The 22,979-nt window shown below is 77.6% G+C and carries 11 protein-coding genes; 2 read left to right on the top strand and 9 right to left on the bottom strand.

The window, feature by feature from the left end:
* Positions 1 to 85 precede the first annotated feature (85 nt).
* Both ACFV0O_RS35220 and ACFV0O_RS35215 read right to left on the bottom strand, forming a co-directional pair.
* Entirely contained in the window at positions 86 to 2,386 is a 2,301-nt protein-coding gene (locus tag ACFV0O_RS35220; protein WP_380347998.1) for an ATP-binding protein, read from the bottom strand.
* 339 nt (positions 2,387 to 2,725) lie between these two features.
* Positions 2,726 to 5,410 carry a BTAD domain-containing putative transcriptional regulator gene (locus ACFV0O_RS35215; RefSeq protein WP_380347996.1) on the bottom strand — a complete coding sequence of 895 codons (2,685 nt, stop codon included), beginning with the start codon at positions 5,408 to 5,410 and terminating at the stop codon, positions 2,726 to 2,728.
* A gap of 389 nt (positions 5,411 to 5,799) precedes the next feature.
* Here ACFV0O_RS35215 and ACFV0O_RS35210 point away from each other — a divergent pair, with 389 nt between their 5' ends.
* Positions 5,800 to 8,631 (top strand): BTAD domain-containing putative transcriptional regulator, encoded by a 2,832-nt coding sequence (locus ACFV0O_RS35210; RefSeq protein WP_360268194.1) that lies wholly within the window; start codon positions 5,800 to 5,802, stop codon positions 8,629 to 8,631.
* Positions 8,632 to 8,852: 221 nt separating this feature from the next.
* Here the strand turns inward: ACFV0O_RS35210 and ACFV0O_RS35205 are convergent, their stop codons facing one another.
* The 5 genes from ACFV0O_RS35205 to ACFV0O_RS35185 all read right to left on the bottom strand — a co-directional run bounded on the left by ACFV0O_RS35205 (position 8,853) and on the right by ACFV0O_RS35185 (position 18,268).
* Complete coding sequence (locus ACFV0O_RS35205; protein WP_380347994.1) at positions 8,853 to 9,629, bottom strand: sigma-70 family RNA polymerase sigma factor; 777 nt, start codon at positions 9,627 to 9,629, stop codon at positions 8,853 to 8,855.
* Between the two features lie 289 nt (positions 9,630 to 9,918).
* Positions 9,919 to 10,272, bottom strand: coding sequence for a hypothetical protein (locus ACFV0O_RS35200; protein WP_380347992.1), 354 nt, complete (start codon positions 10,270 to 10,272; stop codon positions 9,919 to 9,921).
* Between the two features lie 424 nt (positions 10,273 to 10,696).
* On the bottom strand, positions 10,697 to 14,077 hold the full coding sequence (locus ACFV0O_RS35195) for a right-handed parallel beta-helix repeat-containing protein (RefSeq protein WP_380347990.1): 3,381 nt from the start codon (positions 14,075 to 14,077) through the stop codon (positions 10,697 to 10,699).
* Between the two features lie 287 nt (positions 14,078 to 14,364).
* Positions 14,365 to 15,567, bottom strand: coding sequence for a hypothetical protein (locus tag ACFV0O_RS35190; protein ID WP_380347988.1), 1,203 nt, complete (start codon positions 15,565 to 15,567; stop codon positions 14,365 to 14,367).
* Between the two features lie 355 nt (positions 15,568 to 15,922).
* Entirely contained in the window at positions 15,923 to 18,268 is a 2,346-nt protein-coding gene (locus ACFV0O_RS35185; protein ID WP_380347986.1) for an ATP-binding protein, read from the bottom strand.
* Between the two features lie 198 nt (positions 18,269 to 18,466).
* Between ACFV0O_RS35185 and ACFV0O_RS35180 the strand changes: the two genes are divergently transcribed.
* Positions 18,467 to 19,027 (top strand): hypothetical protein, encoded by a 561-nt coding sequence (locus ACFV0O_RS35180; protein ID WP_380347985.1) that lies wholly within the window; start codon positions 18,467 to 18,469, stop codon positions 19,025 to 19,027.
* A 151-nt stretch (positions 19,028 to 19,178) separates the two neighbouring features.
* On the opposite strand, the gene ACFV0O_RS35175 is transcribed toward ACFV0O_RS35180, so the two are convergent.
* Together ACFV0O_RS35175 and ACFV0O_RS35170 are read right to left on the bottom strand one after the other, a co-directional pair.
* The gene (locus tag ACFV0O_RS35175) at positions 19,179 to 20,804 is read right to left on the bottom strand and encodes a serine/threonine-protein kinase (protein WP_380347983.1); all 1,626 of its coding nucleotides are present in this window, start codon (positions 20,802 to 20,804) and stop codon (positions 19,179 to 19,181) included.
* Entirely contained in the window at positions 20,801 to 22,531 is a 1,731-nt protein-coding gene (locus ACFV0O_RS35170; protein ID WP_380347981.1) for a serine/threonine-protein kinase, read from the bottom strand. Before ACFV0O_RS35170 ends, ACFV0O_RS35175 begins: the two co-directional genes overlap by 4 nt.
* Positions 22,532 to 22,979 lie beyond the last annotated feature (448 nt).

Below are 22,979 nucleotides of genomic sequence, written 5' to 3'. Positions count from 1 at the left end.
GCCTCCGGGCGGGCGCAGGGGCGGGTCCGTCAGGTGGGCCCGGCAGACGGGCCCGCCTGCCGGGCCTGCGGGGTGGGCCGCCGGGTCAGTGGCGCGGCGGCCCCGGCCGGGGGCCGTTCGCGCTGAGGTCGGTGAGCGCCTCGGTGAGCAGTTCCCGGGCCTCCTCGGCACGGCCCTGTTCGATCAACGCGGTGCCGAGTTCGGTCAGCGTCTTGGTCATGCTGTCCGGCCTGCCGACCGCCTCGTAGTGCGCGAGGGCCTGCCGGAAGGCCTTCTCGGCGGCCGGCCAGCGCTTCAACGCGGCCCGGTCCAGGCCCAGTTCGTGCGCGGTCATGGCCGCCAGCAGGTTCATCAGCGGCGCGGACCAGCGCTCCACCAGCTCCAGCGCGCCCGCCAGGGCCCGCCGACGGGTGTCCACGGCCTCCTCGGCCCGGCCGGACTCGCGCAGGCAGTTGGCGGCGCCCCGCAGGGTGACCAGCCGGCCGATCCTGGCGGAGCGGTTGTCGACCTCGGCGAAGGCGTTCGCGGCCCGGTGGAAGGCGTCGATGGCCTCGCGGTGGCGCCGCAGGTACCGCAGGCCGGAGGCGAGGTAGGTGAGCGCCCAGCCCTGCTGCTCCCTGTCCCCCAGCTGCCGGGCCAGCTCCAGCCCCTCCGAGGCCAGTTCGATGCCGCGTTGGTAGCGGTGCAGACAGGTGACGTAGGTCCAGGCCAGGTAGTTGACGTGCACCGCCTCGGCCTGCCGGTCGCCGAGCGCCCGGGCGGCGTCCACCGAGAGCTGGAACACCTCCGCCCAGATCCCCCAGCTCAGCAGCCGGTCGGAGAACCAGTGCATGGCCTCGGCGGTGTCGACCACCTCCCGGTACCGGCCGGCCTGCTGCGCGTGGTGCAGGGCCGCCAGCCACTCCGGGTGCTCGTACTCCAGCCAGCGCGCCGCCTCGGTGAGGTGCGCCGACGCGGCTCCGGCGGAGCCGGCCGCCCCGGCGTCCCTGGCGTGCTCGGGGTCGAAGCGCAGCCCGTACGCGGCGGCCCGGTCGAGGATCCAGCGTCCGGCCCGGGTCCGGGCCGCGGCCAGCTCCCCGGGCGTCTCGTCGACGGCGAGCCGCTCGCCCGCGTAGAGCCGCACCAGGTCGTGCAGCCGGTAGCGGTCCGGGGTGGCGGGCTGGACCAGTCCGGTGTCGACCAGCTGCTCCAGCAGCAGTTCGGTCCGGGCCGGCGACCGGCCCGCGTAGGCGGCGGCGACGACCGCGGTGAAGTCCGGTCCGGCGGTCAACGCGCAGCGCCGGAGCACCAGTCGGGACTCGGCGGGCAGACGCCGGTAGGACAGTTCGAAGGCCGGACGGACCGCCAGGTCACCGGTCTCCAGCAGGTCCAGCCGGTTCTCCTCGGCGGCGAGCTGGCGCACCAGGTGGGCGACCGGCTGCTGCGGCCGGGCGACCAGCCGCTGCCCGGCGATCCGCAGCGCGAGCGGCAGGTAGCCGCAGAGCCCGGCCAGTTCGGCGGTGGCGTCGGGCGCGGCCTCGATCCGCTCCCGGCCGGCGATCCGGGCCAGCAGGCCGGCCGCCTCGGCCGGGGCGAGCAGGTCCAGGCTCAGCCGGTGCACCGACTCCAGGCCGGGCAGTGCGTTGCGGCTGGTCACGATGGTGACGGCCGGTCCGGAGCCCGGCAGCAGCGGGCGCACCTGGCCCTCGTCGGCGGCGTCGTCCAACACCAGGACCAGCCGCCGCTCGCGCACCAGGGCCCGGTAGAGGCCGGCCCGTTCCTCCGTCCCCGCGGGCACCGAGGCGTCCTCGACGCCCAGCGCGCGCAGCACCTGGCCGAGGGCGTCGCGGGGCGACAGCGGCTGGGCCGACATGCCTCCGAGGTCGAGGGAGAGCTGGCCGTCCGGGAAGCGCGGCGCCAGGGCGTGCGCGGCGTGCAGGGCGAAGGCCGTCTTGCCGAGGCCGGGCTGACCGCTGACCAGCACCACCCGGGGGTGCGCGGGCCGGTCGTCCGCGGCGAGCCCGACGAGCGCGGCGAGGACGCCCTCCCGGGCGGTGAAGTCGGCGATGTCGCGGGGCAGCGCGAGGGCGCTCTGGCCCGCCGCGACGGGCGGCTCCGCACGGGCCTGCCCGCCCGGCCCGGCCTGGGCCACGACGCGCTCCGGGCCCGGCCGGACGCCGCGCGGGCGCCCGGAACGCGCGGCGCCGTCCAGCGCCTCAGCCTGCTCCCCGTCCAGCCCCAGGGCGGCGGCCAGTGCCCGTACGGTGCGCCGCTGCGGCCCCCGGGTGCGGCCGCGCTCCATGTCCCCGAGGGCCCGCAGACTGACCCCGGCGGCCGCGGCCAGTTCCTCCTGGGTCAGACCGGCCGCCACCCGGTGCCCGGCGAGCAGACGGCTGAACCCGCCCACGTCCGTACCGGCCCCAGCGCCACCACCAGCCGCCATGCCCCGCCCCCACTCACTCGGTCCTGCCACTTCCGCATTTCTGCCTGGTCTCGCGCCGGCGGTCGACGCCAGGCAGAAGTATGCCCGGGCGGCGGAACCCCCCTTCACCTCCCGGTCGTCGACGTCCCGTCCCAGGTCAGAGGTGCCGTCCGGGCCCGGGCGGTCCGGCGGCGAGCCGGTTCCGACCGTCGGAACTGCCGGTAGTTCCGCCTGTGGTTCCGCTCTCCGAACAACGGCTCGACGGCCGGTCGCGGTTCACCACCGACGGAATCACCTGCGTTTCCGCCCACCGCCGCGCTCCGGTCAGTGCTCGCCCGCCGCCAGGGCCTCGGAACGGCGCCGGGCCTCCGCGCCCTCCACGCCGCGGCCCAGCTCGCACAGCAGGTCCGCGAGCAGGCCGTGCGAACGGGCCTCCAGCACGGCGTCGCCGACGGTACGGCCGAGGGCGACCGCGAGCCGTGCCGAGGAGAGCGCGGCGTCCCGGCGGCCGAGGGCGTGCAGGGCGCGGGCGCGGCTGTGGGTGGCGAGGACCGCCTCGCCACCGGCGGAGCGGGTGGCGGCGGCCCGGACCGCCTCGTCGGCGTGGGCGAGGGCCGGACCCGGGTCACCGGCCAGGACCAGGGCGTCGGCCAGGCCGGTGAGCGAGGGGACCAGCAGGTGGAGCGTGGCCGGGGCGCGGGCGGCGGCCACCAGCTCGGTGAGCATCGGCAGCGCCCGCTCGTAGCGGCCGGCCCGCAGCAGCGCGGCGGCCACCCGGCCGCGGCACCGGTGGCGCAGCACCGCGTCACCGGCCCGGTCCGCCGCGGCGACCGCGACGTCCAGGTGCTCGGCGGCGGTGCGGTGCGCCGCGCGGGCGACGTGCAGGACGGCCAGGTCGGTGCCGAGCCGGGCGACGGCCGCCTCGTCCCCGTCCGCGTGCGCGGCGCTCAGCCCGGCCTCGACGACGGCCCGCCAGTGGGCCAGGTCGTGGCCGGTGGTCTCGTAGAACAGGGCGATCCGGTGGGCGAGCTGCCAGGAACCGGTGCTCCGGCCGTACTGCTCGGCGCAGACCACGACGGCCCGCAGGGCGCTCTCCTCGCGGCGGAACCAGGCCGCCGCGCGCCCGCCGCCCCCGCCGGCCGCGCCCTCGGCCGTCCAGTCGGCGGTGACGTCCAGGTAGTGGGCGATCAGCCGGTCGAGGGCGACGAACCGTTCGTCGCAGCTGAGGTCGGCCGCCAGCCGGGCGGCGTAGCGGCGCACCAGCTCGCGCCGGGCGTAGCGGCCGGGCGTCGCCTCCTCCAGCAGGTGGACGGCGTCCAGTCCGGTCAGCAGGGTGCGGGTGGTGGCGGGCGGGAGGTCGGCGAGGGCGGCGGCGGTGTCGGTGTCGATGACCGCGCCGGGGTGCAGGCCGAGCAGGGTGAACAGCCGGGCGGCGGCCGGCGCCAGCGTCCGGTACGACCGGTCCAGGGCGGTGGTGAGGCCGACCGGGCCGCGCGCGGTGCTCGTGCCGGTGCCGGAGAGGGCGGCCAACCCGGTTTCCTCGTCGGCGAGTTCACGGACGAGGTCGCCCGGGGACCAGTCCGGTCGGGCGGCCAGCCGGGCGGCGGCCAGGCGCAGCGCGAGCGGCATGCGGTCGCAGCGCTCCGCGAGTTCGGCGAGTTCGCCGACGGCGTCCGGGCCGTCGCCGACCCGATCCGGTCCGAGGGTGCGGGCGAGCAGCGCGGCGGCGTCGTCGAAGGTCAGCGCGCCCAGCGGGAGCGGGATCCCGCCCTCGCGGACCAGCAGGTGGTGCAGGCGGCTGCGGCTGGTGACGACGGTGACGGGGGCCGGCCCGTCGTCGGCCGTGGGAGGGTCGGGCAGCAGGGGGACGAGCTGCTCGTAGCCGGCGGCGTCGTCCAGCAGCACGGCCAGCCGCCGGCCGGCGACGAGTTCGCGGTAGCGGCGGGAGCGTTCGGCGGTGGAGGTGGGCAGCGCCTCCGGGGCGACACCGAGGGCGGTGAGGAACTCGCCGAGCACCTCGGCGGGTTCGCGCGGCCCGTCCGGGTCGAAGCCGCGCAGGTCCGCACGGAGCAGACCGTCCGGGAAGTGCCCGGCGCCGAGCCCCGCCGCCCAGTGCCGGACCAGGGCGGTCTTGCCGGCCCCGGCCGGGCCGGTGACCAGGATCGGGCGGCCCGCCCGGGCGGCGGGCAGGGCCTCCTCCAGTCGGGCGAGTTCGGCGCCCCGGCCGACGAAGCGGCGGTCGGGCGGTGCGGGCCGGGCTCCGAACAGCTCACCGGCGCGGCGCAGTTCGGGCCCGGGCGGGCCGGCGAGCCGGGCCACCGCCCGCTCGTACCGCTCCCGCGCCTCCGCATGCCGCCCGGCCTGCTCCAGACAGCCGACCAGCCGGGCGGTCAGCGTCTGCCGGGACGGGTGGGCGTCGGCCGCCGCCGCCAGTTCGGCGGCCGACTCACCGCCGCGGCCCACCCGGAGCAGGCCCTCGGCCAGCCGCTCCAGGGCGCGCAGCCGCAGATCGGTGAGGTGCGGGAGCGCCCGCTCGCGCAGCAGGACGGAGCCGCAGTCGGTCAGCGCCGGGCCGCGCCACAGGTCCAGCGCGGCACGCAGCAGCGGCAGCGCCGGATCCTCCGGGGCCCGCTCCCCCGCAACCGGGCCGTCCGGGGCGGCGGGGCCGGGCAGCAGCACCCCCGCCTCCTCGCACAGGCGCGCGAAGCGCAGCGCGTCGACCCGGTCGGGCTCGCCGGCCAGCAGGTACCCGGCGCCCCGGGTGTCCAGCGCCAGCCCCGGCCCGTCCAGCAGGTGGCGCAGCGCCGCGACGTGCCCCTGCAGGGCGGCCCGCGCGGTGGGCGGCGCCGAGCCCTCCCAGACCAGCTCGATCAGTTCCTCGGTGGCCACCGTCTGGTTCAGCCGGGCGGCGAGCGCGCACAGCAGTGCCCGTCGTTTGGGGGCCGACGGCGTCAGCGCCGTCCCGTCCTCCCGCCGTACGACCACCGGCCCGAGCAGATCGATGTGCACGCGCCCCGCTCCTCCCCTGCCCGTCAACTCCCGTCCGAGGATAGGCCCGACCTGCCCGTTCACGATCCCGCCGTCCCGTCGGGCCGACGGGACGGGACCCGCCGCACCGGGCGCTCGGCCCGGGCGCGGGGACCTGCCGCACGTGGTTCCACCATGGCCGCACGGTATCCGGCGGGTCCGACACGAAGGACCGGTCGCCGCCACGGCCTCCGGCCCCGGCACGGGCCCGCGGCCGAAACGCCCCGGCGGCCGACGCAACCGGCACCCGCCCCTCCCGCGTCCACCGGGGGCAGGGACGACGACCTGGTGCGGACCGGCGCGGTCCGCGCACTACACTGCTCCACCCCGGGGGCCACCCCGGACGTGGTGTGCGGCGAACGTGGGGGTACGTGGTGCGGATTCGGCTGCTCGGCCCGGTGGAGTTGCGGGTCGGGGCGGACGGCTTCGCGACCTTGGCCGGGGCGCAGCGGCGCGCGGTGCTGGCCCTGCTGGCGCTCGGGCTCGGACGCGTGGTCACCGTGGACCGGTTCTGCGAGGCGCTGTGGGGCGAGCGGTCTCCGGCCAGCGCGCGGGCCGCGGTCCAGGGACACGTCGCCGCGCTGCGCAAGGTGCTCGCCGACACCCCGTTCGAGCTGCACACCCGGGCGTCGGGCTACCTGCTGACCGGACCGGCCGACGACGTGGACGCGCTGCGCTTCGAGGCGCTGACCGCCCGGGCCGCCGAGCACGCCGACACCGGCGGCCCCGGTGGCGACACCGAGGCGATCGCGCTGCTGGAGGAGGCGCAGCGGCTGTGGCGCGGCGAGGCCCTGGCCGACCTGCCCGACACCCCGCTGCGCACCGCCGCCGTGGACCACCTGAAGCAGTCCCGCACCGCCGCCCTGCTCCGCTGGGCCTCGCTGCGGCTGCGCCAGGGCAGCGGTGCGGCGGCGGTCGCGGTCCTGGAACAGGACGTCCGCGCGGACGGGCTGCGCGAGGAACCGGTGGCGCTGCTGATGCGCTGCCTGCGCCAGGCCGGCCGGCCCGCCGACGCGCTGACCGCCTACCACCGGGCCCGGCAGCGGCTGGACCGCGAACTGGGGATCCGGCCCGGCCCGGCGCTGCAGGCGGCCCTCGCCGAGGTGCTCGCCGACGACCGTCCTGACGCCCTGCCCGCCGTGCCCCCGGCGCCCGGGTCCGGCGCCCGGGTTCCCCAGCAACTCCCCCGCCGGATGGTGGACTTCGTCGGACGGCAGGCCGAACTCGACCGGCTCGACCACGACTGCGGCCCGGACCGCGCCGCGGACGGCCCGGTCCTGGTGGTCGGCCCCGCCGGGGTCGGCAAGAGCGCGCTGGTCACCGCCTGGGCACACCGCTCCGCCGCCCGCTTCCCCGACGGCCGGCTCCACGCCGACCTGCACGGACTCGACCCGGACGGCCCGGCGCGCCCCGACGCCGTCCTCGCCGACTTCCTGCACGCCCTCGGCGTTCCCGCCGACGCCGTCCCCGCCGACCGCGCCGGACGCGCCGCGCTGTTCCGCGAACGCACCGGGGGCCGCCGGCTGCTGGTGGTCCTGGACGACGCCGCCGACCCCGACCAGGTTGCCGACCTGCTGCCCGAGGGGCCCGGCTGCGCCGCGGTCGTCACCAGCCGGGGCCCGCTGGAGGACCTGGTCGCCCTCGACGGGGCCGCCCTGCTGCGCCTGGCCGCGCTGCCCGAGGAGGACGCCCTGCTGCTCCTCGAACGCGCCCTGACGCCCGAACGGGTCCGCGCCGAACCCGAGGCGGCCGCCCGCCTCGTCCGCCTCTGCGACCGGCTGCCGCTCGCCCTGCGGACCGCCGCCGCCCACCTGGCCTCCCGGCCCGACTGGACGGTCGCCGAACTCGCCGACGAACTCGCCGACGAACGGACCCGGCTGGCCGTCCTGGACGCCGACGGCGCCCACGGCATCGGCGCACAACTCCGGCTCACGCACCGCCGGCTCTCCCCGTCCGCCGCCGACCTGCTCACCGCCCTGGCCGTCCACCCCGGCGGCGAGGTGGACACCCTGGCCGCCGCGGCCCTGCTCCGCACGGACACCGCCACCGCCCACCGGGCGCTCGGCGAACTCGCCGCCCACCACCTGCTCACCGGCACCGCCCCCGGCCGCTACGGCCGCACCGACCTGGTCCGGCTGTTCGGCGCGGACCTGCTCGCCGACCTGCCCGAACCGCGCCGGCAGCTGCTCCGGGAGCGCCTGGCGGACCACTACCTCGCCGCCCTCCAGCACTGCGGCTCCTTCCTCGACCCCGGTCAGGAGGACGCCGACCCGCCCGTCCACCCGCCGCAGGCCCTCCCGTCCGCCGTCGACATCCGCACCGCGCTCGACTGGTTCCGGGCCGAGGAACCCGCCGTCCGTGCACTGGTCGACGCCCTCGCCGTCACCGACCCCGAACGCGCCTGGCGCCTCGCGCTGACCAGCGGCTCGCTCTACTACGGCGCCAGCCGCTTCACCGACTGGCTCGCCCGGACCCGCGTCGGCCAGGAGGCCGCCGAACGGTGCGGCGACCCGGTGGCGATCGCCCTGCTGCACAACTGCCGGGCCCAGGCGCTGGTCGCGCTCGAACGGCGGCACGAATCGGCCGAGGCGGCACGGAGGGCGGTGGCCGCCACCGACTCCGCCGACGGCCCGCGGGCCGCGTCCGCACGCGTCCGGGCTCTCGCCACCCTCGCCCTGGTCACCGCGATGCTCGGCGACCCCGCCGAGGCCGGGCGGCTGGCGGCCTCCGCCACCTCCCTCGCCGTGGCCTCGGGAAACCGCCGCCGGCTCGTCGACGCCAAGGTCCACCAGGGCTGGGTCAGCCTGGCGACCGGCGACCGGGACGGCGCACAACTCAGCTCCCGCGAGGCCCGCGAGCTGCTGCCGCCCGCGCCGGTCACCCAGGTCCACCTCTGGTCGATGCTGACCGAGGCGCAGGCCCTCCCGCCGACCGTCCGCGACGAGACCGCCGACCTCGCCTGGCACCGGCTGCTCGCCGCCTGCGAGGAAGCCGGCCTGCTCTACCTGCACGCGCTCGCCGAACAGTCCTACGCCGCCCACCTGCTGGCCCGCGGCCGCGAGCGGGAGGTCGGCGAGCGGCTGCGCACCGCGCTCGACCGCTTCCGCTGCCACGACCGGTCGGCCGGCTACCGCAGCGAGTTCACCACGAGCCTGGAGGAGTCGCTCGACCGCCGCTCCCCGGACCGGTCACCGGTCCGGTGATCCCGGGTCGGTGACCTGCGCCCCGGCCCCGGGCCGCCGACCCGGGGCCGACCACCGGCCGGGGGGCACCGCGCTGTTCACCGATCGGACGTCACCAGGCCGTTCACCGGCCGGGCGTCACCGGGCCGTTCACCGACCGGGCACCACCGGGCCGTTCACCGACCGGGCGTCACCAGGCCGTTCACCGATCGGACGTCACCAGGCCGTTCACCGGCCGGGCGTCACCGGGCTGCCGAGGCGGCGCCGCTCTCCGCGGCCGCCCCCCCCCCCCCCCCGGGGGGGGGGGGCCCCCGCCCCCCCCCCCGCGCCCCCCCCCGGGGGGGGCGGCGGGGGGGCGCGCGCGCGCCCCCCCGCCCCCCCCCCCCCCCCCACGACCGCGCGGTCGGGGCGTACCCGTGCTCCGCCGCCAGGACCGGACGCAGTGCCCGGATCGCGTAGAAGTTGCGGGACTTGACCGTCCCCGGCGGCACCCCCAGCCGGGCCGAGGCCTCCAGCACCGACCGGTCCTTCAGGTGCAGCTCGACCAGCACCTCCCGGTGGTGCTTCTGCACCCGGCGCAGCGCCAGCGAGATGTCCCGGGCGACCACGACCTGTTCGTACGGGTCCTCGGCGAGCGGGCGGTCCTCCAGCGGCTCGCCGATCACCTCCTTGGCGCGGGCGGCGGCCATCCGGTAGTGGTCGATCGCGATCCGCCGGGCGACCGTGAACAGCCAGGGCCGGCTCTGCTCCGGCCCGGCGCTCAGGGCCTCCGGGTGCTGCCAGGCGCGCAGCAGGGTCTCCTGCAGGATGTCCTCGGCCTTGCCGCGGTCGCCGCCGGTGGTCCGCAGCAGCGCACGCAGCAGGTAGCCGCCGTGCAGCCGGTGGATCTCGGCGAGCGTGTCGGGGTCGAGGGTCGGACGGGCCTCGCGGGCCGGGGCGGTGACGGCCCCCTCCACGTCCGACGGGCCCCCGGAGGGCTTGGCGACGGGCGTGGGCTGGGCGGCGGACGGCTTCGACACGCGCTACCTCTCAGATCGGGCAGGGGACACGGCGCGGGCAGGGCACCGTTGGGCACCGGCCGGACGGCCCCGGCGGCGACTGTGAGAGCAGACTGCCGGACCCCGCCAAGTCCTCACCAACGATCCGCCAACGCCCCGGCTCACAGCCCCCGGACCGCCGCCGGAGCCACTGTCGGCGATGTCCGCCCCGCACCCCCGCGGCCCGTTCCCGTGGTGTGTTCCCGCCCCCGGACCGCAACCCGCGCCGCACCCCCCGTGGCCCGGTGACGCCGGACAGGGCCGGACGGGGCTAGTCGACGGCGAGCGCCCGCAGCAGTTCCTGCACCCCGTCCTCGCCCCGGTGCTCGATCAGCATCGCGACCCAGGTCGCCAGCCGCTCCCGCTCCGCCGCCGACCACGCCGCCGCCGACGGGTGCTCGTCCACGACCAGCGCCGAGGCCACCCCCAGCAGGCCCGGCGGCGCCGACCCCGGCCGCCACCGGCCCTGCGGCACCGCCCGCAGCGCCAGCCGCCGGGCGACCGCGATCACCTCCTCCGCCGGTGCCTCCGGCACACCCAGCCCGGTCGGCCCCGGCACACTCGGTGCGCCCGCCCGCACCAGGGCCGCGATCAGCTCGCGCGCCTCCGGACCGTCCGCATCCATCCCGTGCCCCTCCCCCGTCCCGATCACGGGACTCACACTCGTTCGACCTCGGTGGCACTCGGCGGGCGCCGGGTGCCACCGCACGACGGTACCGAGCGGTAGCCGGTCGGGTAGAGGATTTCTGCCGAACGACCGGACGGGCTACGGAGCGGCCCGGCCTCCCGGCACGACGGGGGCGCGCGCCGCGCCCTGCCCCGCTCAACGGTCCTCCCACCGGGGCCGGTTCAGGTGAACCGGAGCGGGCCCGTCAACCGTGGTCCGGACCGGGGCGCCGCGCCGGGGGCGCCGGTCGGTCGGGCGCGGCAGGACCGGGAGTCCGGGGCGTGACGGGACCAGGAGTTCACGGCCGGCGGCCGGCCCCACCGCAGGTCGCACGCCGTCGCGCCCCGCGCGCAGGGGATTCACCGCACGGACGGCGCGTCGCTCACCCGAGGCCGTCGGGCCGTCCGGCCGGGACGTCCTGCGGCAGCAGCAGGCCCAGCGCGACCGGGTCCACGCCGTCGAGGCGGGCGAGGCGGCCGGCCTGCCGGGTGATCATCGCTTCCAGGGTCCGGCGGGCGAAGCGGCCGTTGCCGAAGGTGCGGTCGCGCGGGACGGCTTCGCACAGCTGTGCCAGGGCGGCGAGGGTCCCGGGGGCGCAGACGTAGCCGGCCTGTTCGGCCTGCAGCCGCACGATGGTGACGAGTTCGTCGGCGCTGTAGTGGTCGAAGGCGATCTGCCGGGAGAAGCGGGAGGCCAGGCCCGGGTTGGAGGCGAGGAAGCCCCGCATCTCCTCCTGGTAGCCGGCGACGATCACCACGACCTCGTCGCGGTGGTCCTCCATGAGCTTCATCAGGGTGTCGACGGCCTCCTGCCCGAAGTCGCCGCCGAAGTCGCCGCCGCGCGGGGTGAGGGTGTAGGCCTCGTCGATGAACAGCACGCCGCCGCGGGCGCGTTCGAAGGCGTCGCGGGTGAGCTGGGCGGTGTGGCCGATGTAGCGGCCGACCAGGTCGGCGCGGGTGACCTCGACGACCCGGCCGCCGGGCAGCACGCCCAGTTCGGCGAGCAGCCGTCCGTACAGCCGGGCGACGGTGGTCTTGCCGGTGCCGGGGGGCCCGGCGAAGACCAGGTGGTGGCTGATCCTCGGAGTGGGCAGTCCGGCCTCCTCCCGGCGGCGTACCTGGGTGAGCAGGTCGACCAGGTTCTCGACCTGGTCCTTCACCGCGGCGAGGCCGACCATCGAGCGCAGCTGTGCCAGCGGACCGGCCTCCCCCGCCGTGGCGCCGACGGCCGGGGCGGCCTGCTCGCCGACATCGGCCGGCAGCAGCCGGGTGAGTGCCGCGTCGTCGAACCGGTCCAGCCCGGCGAGCCGGGAGGCCTGCCGGTCGACCACGTCCTCGAAGACCGTACGGGCGGCCCGGCCGTTGCCGAAGTCGGCACCCCTGGGCATCCGTTCGAACAGCGCGGCCAGCGCCTCGCGGGTGCCGTCGGCGAGTTCGTAGCCGTGTCCGTCGGCCGTACGGTCGACGATCGTGACCAGCTCGTCCACGGCGTAGTCGGCGAACTCGACGGTCCGGCTGAACCGGGAGGCCAGGCCCGGGTTGGCGGCGAGGAACGCGCGCATCCCGGCCTCGTCCCCGGCGACGACGACCACGAGGTCGTCCCGGTGGTCCTCCATCAGCCTCACCAGGGTGTCGATCGCCTCGCGGCCGACGTCCGGCCCGGTGCCGCCGGAGTCGGCGGAGTCGGCGGACAGCGCGTACGCCTCGTCGACGAGGAGCACACCGCCGCGGGCCTTCCTGACCGCCTCGGTGGTCTTCAGGGTGGTCCCGCCGATGACCGGGGCGACCAGGTCGGCGCGGGCGACCTCGACCAGGTGGCCGCTGCGCAGCACGCCGAGTTCGGCCAGGATGGCACCGTAGAGCCGGGCGACGGTGGTCTTGCCGGTGCCGGGCGGCCCGGTGAAGACCAGGTGCCGGCTCATCGGCACGGCGGGCAGACCGGCCCGTTCCCGGCGCCGGGTCAGCTTGGTGAGGTTGACCAGGGTGGCGACCTGCTCCTTGACGCCCTCCAGCCCGACCAGGGCCTCCAGCAGGGCCTGCGGCCCGTGCGGACCCGACGGGCCGGTACCGGCGGCGTGGCCCCGGGGTCTCCCGTCGGCGGGCGCGGACCCGTCGGTGGCGGTGGCGGCCGTCCCGGGCTCGGTGGCGGCGGCCGGCGTCGGACCGTGGGCGTCCGGCGACCGGTTGTGTCCGCTGTCGAGGTTCTCGACCGCGAGCCGGTCGGTCGGCTCGGTCTGCCGCAGTCCCGCGCCCCGGTTGCCGGTGGCCAGGCAGTCGGTGAGCCGGACGGGCTCCGCGGACTCGGAGCGCAGCCCGTCCGCGGTGTTGTCGGTGAGCCGGCAGGCGGTCAGGGTGGCGCGGGAGCCGGCCATCAGGTGGAGTCCGTGGCGGCGGTTGGTCCGCAGCCGGGAGCGGGTGGCGGTCAGTTCGCCGCCGCGTTCGACGCTCGCGCCGTCGAAGGCGTTGCCGGTGGCGTCGACCTCGTGCAGGACGGCGGTGCCCCCGGTGCCGACCGAGATGCCGCAGGACCTGCCGTCGCGCACCTCGCTGCCGCGGACGTGGGTGCGGGCGCCGTCGGCGATCCGCACGCCGTGCATGCCGGAGCGGAGCACGGTGGTGTCCTCGACCCGGCCGCGCCCGCCGCGCAGCACCTCGATCCCGTGGCCGCCGGCGGCGGTGACGGTGGTCCGGCGCAGCAGCGGGTCGGCGCCCGCGCGCACCACGATGCCGGTGCCCGCCGCGGAGCGGACCTCCAGCCGGTCGAAGTCGGCAGCGCTGCCGCCGGTGAGTTCGACGCCGTCGGTCTCGGCGTCGTGCACCGCCGCCCGGATCAGGACGGGGCGGGCCGACCCGCCGACGTGGATGCCGGCCCGGGCGGGGGCGGTGACCTCGCAGTCCTCGAAGGTGCCCCGGGACCCGCCCGTGATGTGCAGGCCGTGGCCGTGGGGGCGCACGGCGCGGCAGCGGCGCAGCAGCGGGTCGGTGCCGTCGGTGAGCAGGTAGCCGTGGCCGCGGACGGCGGTCACGGTGCAGTCCTCCAGCACGACCCGGGCGGCGGAGCCGACGAACACGCCCAGCGCGCTGTCGCGGATCTCGGTGCGCAGCAGGCGCAGGCCGCTGCGCTCCTCCAGGGCCACGGCGGGCTGGTCGGTGGCGGAGATCTCGCAGTCCTCGACCACGCCGCCCGATTCCCCGTTGGCGCACACCCCGTTGCCCCGGGCGTCGCGCAGCACGCAGCGCCGTACGGTCGGGGCCGCCCGCTCGCCGATCACCACGGCGGAGGTGCCCAGGTGTTCGATGAGGCTGTCCTCGACGAGGCCGGCCCCGGTGGAGGTGTCGACCAGTCCGGCACCGGCCGGGTTGACCACCCGGCAGCCGTGCATGGCGAGTTCGCCCTGCCGGCGGGCGAGCACGGCGGTCCACGCGTTGCCGACGACCTCGCAGTCCCGCAGGGCGAGCCGGCCGCGCGGGACGTCCACGGCGGGCAGCTGGTCGTCCTGCCCCAGCAGCACCAAGCCGGTCAGCCGGACGGTTTCGGCGAGGACCTGGACGACCGAGCCGCGCCGCGGGCTGATCCGCACGCTGCCCCGGGCGTCCTCGGCGGCGATGCTGACCTCCTTGGTGAGCACCAGGTTCTCGTCGTACCGGCCGGGGCGGACCGAGATCACCGCGCCGCTGCCGGCGGCCTGGAGGGCTTCGCCGATCGTGCGGTAGGAGCCGGGCTCCCGCTGCTCCGCGCAGACCGTCAGCACCGGGCGCGACATGCCTGGGGTTCCCTTCGTCATGGGGCGTGGTGGTTCGTCACCGGTGACCCGGCCGGGGGGGGGGGGGGCCCGCGCCCGGGGGCGGGGGGGGGGCGCGGGCCGCGCGGGGGGGGGGGGGCGCGCGCGGCCCCCCCCCCCGGGGGGGGGGGGGGCCCCACCCACACCCCCCCCCCCCCCCCCGCGCGAGGGGGGGGGGGCGGGGGGTGGGTGTTTGTTTAACCGCCCCCCCCCCCCCCCCGCGCGCGCCCCCCCGGACCGTCGGCCGGGTCGTCGCCCTGGCGCCCGGGTCAGGGCGTGCAGGTCGCGCGGACCGCACTGGCGGCGTGGTGGGCCCCCTTGGCCCCGCTGGTCCAGTCGACGCCGCGGCTGTGCAGGGTGAGGGCGATCGGGCCGCGGTAGGGGAACGGCCCCTTGGTCACCCAACTGCCGAGACTGGCGGTCTGGTTGATGGAGAACGAGCCGACCTGGCCGCCGCCGCTCTGCACCGTGTAGTAGCTCGGGTTGCCGCCCACCTGCTTCACGTTGCCGCTGGCCGGGATGTAGACGGCCAGGGTGCAGCTGGTGACCTTGTCCAGGGTGAAGGTCCAGACCACCGAGTTGCTCTTGTCGTCGTTCGCGTCACCGGACATCGGCATCGAGGCGTACGTGCCGTTGCAGCCGTCGCCGGTGTAGCCGCCGGAGTTGTTGCGCCAGCCCTTGTCACCGTCGTCGTACCAGCCGACGGTGCGGTACCCGCCGCAGTACGGTCCGGCGATCGCGGTGACCGGCGCGGGCTGCTTGGCGGCCGGCGGCGCCGACGTCGGGGACCCGGCCGGCGGCGGGACCGGCTGGGTGGGGGGGGGCGGGGGCGGCGGGGGGGGGGGGGGGCCGGGCGGGCCCCCCCCGGCGGCGCCGCCGCCCGGGGCGGCACCCCCCGGACCGCCCGGGGCCTGGCCGGTCCCGCCCGCGGAACTCCCGCCTCCCGTCTGCGGGTTGGCCGCGCCGCCGGGCTGGGTGGCGGCGTTGGAGCCGCCGCCCCCGCCGGCGCCGTTCGGCGCCTGGGTCGGCGAGGCCGAACCGGCGTCCACCGGCGGGACGACCGCCCCTGGCTGACCGTCCGGGGCGGGGCCGCCGCCGCTGGTGCCGCCGTGCTCGTCGTACCCGGGGACGAAGCCGCTGCCGCCGTCCCCGCCGCCCTGCCCGTACCCGGGCGGCGCGTCGGCCCGGCCGGGCCCGTGCCCGGGACCGTTGCCGCCGAGCCGGGTCACCACCACCGAGGTGCCGATCAGCACCAGGCCGACGGCGACGGCGGCCGCGATCATCGGCCGGGAGACCCGGCTGGGACGGGCACCGGGGTCCGCACCGGCCTCCTCGGAAGATGCGCCGGATGCGGCGGATGCGGCGGCCGAGGTCCGGGGCGTCCCGGCGGCCGACACCCCCGGAGCGGCGGCGGCCCGGCCCCCTGCTTCGGCCTTCGGCTCCGCCTCGGGCGCGCCAAGGGTCCCGGACACGGCCCCGGACCCGGAGGCGGACCTCGGCCCGGCCCCGCCCCGCGCGGGCAACACGACGGTCGGTGCGCCCGCAGCCGCCTCCCCCGCCTCCGGGGCGGTCCCCGACTTCGGCGCGGCCCCCGACTCCGGCGCGGCCCCCGACTCCGGCGCGGTTGTCGGGGCCTCCTCGGCAGCCAACGCCCAGTTCACCGAAGGGAGTCGGATGCCGGCCGGCCTCCGCCCCGACCCGCCGCGCTGTTCCTCGCCCACCATGCGTCCCCTGTGTTCGACTTCACTCCTCCAGGGAGGTACGGGCGGACCTCCCCGGCCGGTTCAGCCCGGACCGGCCGGGCGGTCCGTGCTCCGGGGCCCGGCGTCAGTGCTCGCCGGCGCCGAGGGCGTCCAGCCGGGCCCGGACGGCGTCGGCGTCGCGGTGCCGGAGGTGTTCGAGGATGGCCAGGCTCCTCGTCCAGGCGGCCGAAGCCGCCGCCGTGTCACCGAGGGCGAGGTGGGTGTCGCCGATGTGGGTGTGGATGTCGGCCTGGAGGAAGTAGTCGCCGACCTCCTGCCGCAGGCGCAGGGACTCGTGGTAGGCGGGGAGGGCGTCCCCGTACTCGCCGAGCTGGTGGTGGATGTAGCCGATGCTGTCCTGGATGGACGACTGGGCGGGGAGGTTTCCGGTGGCGCGGGCCAGGTCCAGTCCCTGCCGGCAGTGCACGAGCCCGGCGCGCGGCTCGCCCCGGTGCGTCAGGTACCAGCCGATGCTGTTGAGCGCGAGGGCCTGCCCGTTGCGGTCGCCGATCTCCCGGAACAGTTCCAGCGCCCGCCGGGACTCCGACACCGCCTCCGCGTCGTCGTGCTCCTCGCCCCGGGCGAGCGCGAGGTCGAGCCGGGTCCTGCCCTCGCCCGGCCGGTCACCGAGCGCGTCGAACAGGTCGAGGGCCAGGCCCAGTTCGTGCCGGGCCCGGGGCTGGCGGCCCTGGGAGCGGTGGACCTGGCCGAGCCAGCGGTGCGCGTGGGCCCGGCCGCGGAGGTCCCCGGACCGTTCGGCGGCGGCGAGCGCGGTCTCGCCGGCCCGCTGCCACTGCGCCCACAGCCCCGACTTGAGCAGGAAGGATACCTGTACGCCGACGAGTCGCCAGGCGTGCGCGTCGAGCCCCGCCCGGTGGGCCAGGTCGACGACCCGTTCGAGCACCGCCTGCTCCCCGCGGTACCAGGCGAGGGCCTGCCCCCGGTCGGCGAGGGCCTCGGCCTGCGCCCCGGCGGCCGGCTCACCGAGCGGCAGCGGCTGCCAGGACGCGTCGTCGGCGTAGGCCAGGCAGCCGGCCCGGTGCGCGGTGTGGAGGTAGTGGTCGAGCATCCGCAGGGTCGCCCCGGCCCGCTCCCGCGGGGGCTCGTCGGCGGCCGCCCGTTCGGCGGCGTAGGCGCGCAGCAGGTCGTGCAGGGTGTAGCGGCCGCGGTCCGGCTCGGCAATCAGGTGGGCGCGGTGCAGGTCGTCCAGCAGCCGGCGGGTCCGGGACGGCGGCAGTCCCGCGAGGCTCGCGGCCGCGGCGACCCCGATGGACGGCCCGGGGTGCAGGCCGAGCAGCCGGAACAGGCGGGCGGCCTGCGGCTTCAGGGCGCGGTAGGACCAGGAGAACACGAGCCGCACGTCGGCGTGGCCGTCGCCGGCCGACAGCAGGTCCAGGCGGGCGCGGGAGTCACGCAGTTCGCGCGCCCAGACGCCGAGCGGGGTGCCGGGGTGCTCGGCCGCGCGCGCGGCGGCGATGTTCAGGGCGAGCGGCAGGCGGGCGCACAGCTCGATCAGTTCGTCGGTCCCCTCGGGCTGCTCCTCGACGGGCCCGGGGCCGAGGCGGCGGGCGAGCAGTTCGCGCGCCTCGGCGCGGGAGAGCACGTCGAGGGCGAGCGGGACGGCGCCCTCCAGCGCGACCAGTCCGGGCATCCGGTTCCGGCTGGTGACCATGACCAGGCAGGTGTCCGAGCCGGGCAGCAGCGGACGGACCTGCTCCGCCTCGCGGGCGTTGTCGAGGACGATCAGCGTCCGGGTGCCGGCCAGCCGACTGCGCAGGAGCGCCAGCTGCCCGTCGGGGTCGGTGGGGATGCGCGGGGCCGGGACGCCGAGCGCGTCCAGGAAGCCGCGCGCCACGTCGGCCGGGTCCGTCGGGGCCCGGGCCGGGTCGAAGCCGCGCAGGTTGGCGAAGAGCTGCCCGTCGGGGAAGCGGTCGGCCACCCGGTGGGCGAAGTGCACGGCGAGCGTGGTCTTGCCCACGCCCGCGGTGCCGGCAATCGCCGAGATCACCACCGCGCCGCAGCCGGGGATCCGGTCGCCCAGCAGTGCGTCGAGTTCGCGGAGTTCGTCGGAGCGGCCGGTGAAGTGACGGATGGCCATGGGGAGTTGCTGCGGCACGGCCGGCCCGGCCGGCGGGTGCGGGAACGGCGGGACGGCCACCGCGTCGGGTGCGGGCGGCCGGGCGGCCGCCGGGGCGTCCGGTCCGGCCGGCTCCTCGGCGCCCACGTCGCGGGCCGCCGCCAGCCACCGGGCCCGGGTGTCCGGATCGACGCCCAGGGCCTCGGCGAGCCGGACCACCGAGGACATCCGCGGCCGCCGCCCGCCCGCCTCCAGCGCACTGATCGACCGGGCCGACACCCCCGAGCGCTCGGCGAGTTCGTCCTGGCTCCACCCCGCCGACAGGCGTCGCTCCCGCAACAGTCCGGAGAACACAGCAGCCCCCCACCCATCCCCCAGGGTCGCCCGGCCGAGCGTGCGGCCGGCCCCGCCCCGCGCCTCCGGGGCGGACCGCGAACGAGCGTAGCGGGAGCGGGCCCAAGTGTCAGGTCAACGTCAGGTCAACGTCGTGGTCGATCTGACCGACCGTCAGCAACGATGAGGCGCACGACCGGCCCACCCGAGGAGGAAGACATGAACGTCCGCACGATCGCTTCGCGCCCGACCAGGGCTCTGACCAGGACGGCCGTGGTCGCCGTCGCCCTCGCCGCGCTCGGCACGGCCGGGACGGTCGGCGCCGCGGCGGCCACGCCGGGCACCGCACCGGCCGCTGCGCCGAGCGGCGCGGCGTCGGCCCCGCCCGGCGCCGTCGTGGTCAAGGAGGTCAGGACCGCCGACGGGGTGCTCACCGTCTCCCGGTTGGACGACGCGTCCGTCGCCGGCGGCGTCTTCCGGCCCGACAGCGGCAGCTACTGCAGCGGCGCCAACCCGAGGGTCTGCTTCTCCGTCAACGGCAGCGGCTACTACGTCAGCAGCATGTACAACACCACGACCTACGGGTCCGACGCCTGGGCCGACATGCAGATCAAGAACCCGTCGGGCGGCATCGTGGCGCGCGCGAGCTTCGCCGCGGGCGCGGGCACGTACACCGTGAGCTACAAGCCCTACGCCTACGTCGCGGGCGGCTGGTGGTGCGGCTACAGCAACGCCAACGGCGGTGTGTACACCGGAAGCTGCGTCACCGTGACGAACTGACCCGGCGGGACGGCGGGCGGTGCCGTCCGGACACCGTTCGCCGTCCTCCCGGGCCGAACCGCAGCCGCGGCGACGGGGGTGCCGCGGCTCGCGTCCGGCACCGTCCCGCCGCCTCGGCCCGCAGTGGGCCCGCGCCGTGCAGACCGGCGCCTCAGCGCGGCATCGCCGCGAGCGCCGCGCGGGCGAGCGTCGCGGCCTCCGCCTCGCAGCCGCTCGCCGGGTGGCCCGTGCCGCCGAGGTCGACCGAGAGCACCAGGTTGCCGTCGCGGACGGCCAGGGAGCAGTTCGCCCCCCTGCCCGGCGAGTCCCAGTACGCCTGCTCGCCGATGCCGAGGCCGCTCGCGCTCCGCTTGCCGCCGGCCGAGCGCCCGAAGTCCGCACGCTGGACCTGTGTCGCGTTGTCGCTGGTCCCGGCGCTGCGGCGGAGCGTCCAGCGGACGATCGCGGACGGGTCCTGGTCCCAGGAGCGGGTGCCGGAGACGACCGACGAGCCGTACCAGTAGCACCGGGTCTCGGCGTTGGACGACTGCTCGGAGTAGTGGTCGTCGTCCTGCTTGCGCTCGGCGGCCGGGAGCGGGAGCCGCCCGGCGGCCTCCGCGCAGACCGGCGCCTTCAGGTACTTGTCGGGGACGGCAGGGCCGTTCGGGTCGCGGAGCCACAGGTACGCGCCGAGGCCGGCCGCGGCGACGGCCCCGGCGGTCGCCAGGGCGACGGCGGTGCGGCGCGACCGCCTGCGCGGGGTGCCGTCGACGGCGGCGGGCGCGTCGGCTCCGGGCCCGGTGTCCACCGCCGTGGCCAGGGCGGTCCGCCCGGGCACCGCCAGGTGGTACGAGGTCGGCTCGTCCCGCCGCGGTCGCGTCGGTGCGGCGCCCGGCAGGTCCGTGAGGAGCCCGTCCACGGCCGTCTGCTGCGCGGCGATCAGGGTGTGCACCGCGGGTGGCCACGGCCGGGCGGCGGGGGCGACCGGTCCGAGCAGTTCGAGCAGCCGGGCCGGGGTGGGGCGGGTGGCCGGGTCCTTGGCCAGGCAGGCGGCGAGCAGCGGCCCGACGGCGGCCGGGACGGCGGCGAGGTCCGGCTCGGTGTGCACGACGTTGTAGAGGGTCTGCAGGGTGGAGGCCCCGGCGAAGGGGCTGCGGCCGGTCAGGGCGAGGGCCAGCACCGAGCCGAGCGCGAACACGTCGGCCGCCGGGGTGAGCGCCCGGCCCTCGGCCTGTTCGGGCGCCATGTACGCGGGCGAGCCGATCACGCCGCCGGTGTGGGTGAGTTCGGCGTCCTCCTCGGCCGCCCGGGCGATCCCGAAGTCGATGACGCGCACGCCGTCGTCGGTGAGCAGCACGTTCTCCGGCTTGAGGTCGCGGTGGATCAGCCCGGCCCGGTGGATCTCCACCAGCGCCGTGGCCAGTCCGACGGCGAGCCGGTGCACCGCGTCCTGGGGCAGCGGGCCACCGGCCTCGACGGCGGCGCCGAGCGAGGGCCCGACCACGAACACCGAGGCGAGCCAGGGCGTCGGCGCGTCGACGTCGGCGTCCATCACGGCCGCGGTGTACGCCCCGGACACCCGGCGCGAGGCACCGGCCTCCCGCCGGAACCTGGCCCGGAAGCCCTCGTCGGCGGCGAACCGGTCGTGCACCTGCTTGACCGCCACCAGCCGCCCGTCGGGGGCGGCGCCCAGCAGCACCCGGCCCATCCCGCCGCGTCCCAGTTCGGCGAGGACCCGGTACGGCCCGACCTCGGCCGGGTCGGACGCGCGGCGCGGCCGCATCGTCGTGCCCGTCACCGCACCACCTTCGGCGTGGGGGTGGGATCGGGCCCGACCGAACCGTGGGCGGACACGTCCTTCGCGACCTTCACGGCGCCGGCGGCGACGGACTTGGTCATCTCCTCGCACCGCCCGCGCGGATAGCCGGCGCCCTTCACCGCGACGAACACGTACAGGTTCACGTCGCGGACGTAGAGCACGCAGTTGTCCTCGTCCAGGTGGTCCTTCGGCAGCCAGAAGGCCTCTTCGGCGAAGGTGACGCCGGTGTCACGCGTCCGGCCGCCCATGTAGAGGGCCTCGTAGTGCTGCTTCGCCCGTTCGGCGCCGGTCTTCCCTCCGGGGACGGTCGGGAAGACGTCCCAGACGATCTGGATCTGGTCGCCGGAACGCGTCTGCCAGTCGCACAGCTTCTCCGGGTGCTTCCCGTTCTCGTCCGGCGCCTCGAAGGTGCCGGGGTTGCCGCCCGGGGGCCCGAAGTCGGCGGACACCGTCACCTTGGCGGCGTCGAGGCAGCTCGGTACCACCGCCGCGTACGCGTCCCCGACCTGCGAGAGCGGGACGTTGCCCGGGGTGGGGACCGGCTCCGGGTCGAGGTCGACGACGCCCGTGGCGACCAACCCGCCCGCCACGCCGGCGAGCGCCAGCACGAACGCGCCCGCCACCAGCGCGATCCGCACCCCCCGGCGGCGCCGGGCGGGGGGCGCCTGCGGTTCGGTCGGGGCGAGGGCGGACGGCGCGGGGGCCGGGACGGCCGCCACCGTGGTCGCGGCGGCCACCGGACCGGCCACCGGACCGGCCGCCGGGCTCGCCACCGCCGCCCCGGCGGCGCCGGCCGACGGTTCGGCCGCCGGTTCGGCCGCCGCCAGCAGCCGCGCGATCCCCGCCCCCTGCGCCGCCAGCAGCCCGTGCACCGCCTCCGGCCACGGCCGGGCCGCCGGCGCGACCCGCCCGACCGCCGCCAGCACGTCCTGCGGGGTCGGCCGCGCGGCCGGGTCCTTGGCCAGGCACGCGGCCAGCAGCGGCCGCAGCCGCTCGGGCACCCCGGTCAGGTCGGGCTCCGCGTGCAGCACGTTGAAGAGGATCCGCGGCAGCGACTCCCCCGGGAACGCCGGCCTCCCGGTGCAGGCCACGGCCAGGGTCGCGCCGAGCGAGAACACGTCGCTGGCGGGGGTCGACTCCCGCCCCTCGACCTGCTCGGGCGACATGTAGCCGGGCGAGCCGATCATCGCGCCGGTCCGGGTCAGCTTGGTGTCCTGGCCCTCGGCCGCCCGCGCGATCCCGAAGTCGATGACGCGCACGCCGTCCTCGGTGAGCAGCACGTTGGAGGGTTTGAGGTCCCGGTGGATCAGCCCGGCCCGGTGCACGTCGACCAGCGCCAGGGCCAGCCCGGCCGCCAGCCGCCGCACCGACTCCTCCGGCAGCGTGCCGACCGCCCCGAGCGCCTCGTTCAGCGCCGGTCCCGGCACGAACTGCGAGGCCAGCCACGGGGTTTCGGCCTCCGGATCGGCCGCGATCACCGCCGCCGTGTACCCGCCCGAGACCCGCCGCGAGGCCTCCACCTCACGCCGGAAGCGGATCCGGAACCCGTCGTCCTCGGCGAGTTCGGCGTGCACCAGCTTGACCGCCGCGGGCCGCCCGTCCGGCGACACCCCCAGCACCACCCGGCCCATCCCGCCCTGCCCGAGCACCGCCACCACCCGGAACGGACCCACCCGCGCCGGCCCGTTCGGCCCCACCACGTCCACGTCGCCCCTGCCCCCTGCCGCTGCGTGCGAACGAATGATACAGACGGGCCGTTCGCCCGCTGCGGCCCCGTCCGACCGGTCACCGGACCTCCCCGCGACCTCCCTGTCACTCGCATCCGGTGCAGCTAACCGGCACCCGGGGAGCCCCTCGTCGAGGCGCTGCCCCGCGCACGACCACCGGGCCGCCCTCGCCGAACTCCCGCCCGGGGCCCGGCCACCCGCCTCGGCGGCGCCCGGTCCGACCGGCGCTCCGCCGCCGGGCCGCCGGGCCACCGGGCCGCCGACGGACGGTCGGGCGCTCTCGGACGACACCCGGTACCCGCAGCGGACACCGTCCGCATACGGCCGGACCTAGCGTGTGGGGGGGGGGGGGGGGGGCGCGCGCAGCGGGGTCGCCGGGGGCGGCACACTAGAGCCGAGGAATGCAGGGAGGTGCGCGCTCGAGCGC

Source organism: Kitasatospora sp. NPDC059577 (genome assembly GCF_042735475.1).
Taxonomy (GTDB): Bacteria; Actinomycetota; Actinomycetes; order Streptomycetales; family Streptomycetaceae; genus Kitasatospora.
This window is presented reverse-complemented; position numbering and strand designations above follow the sequence as displayed.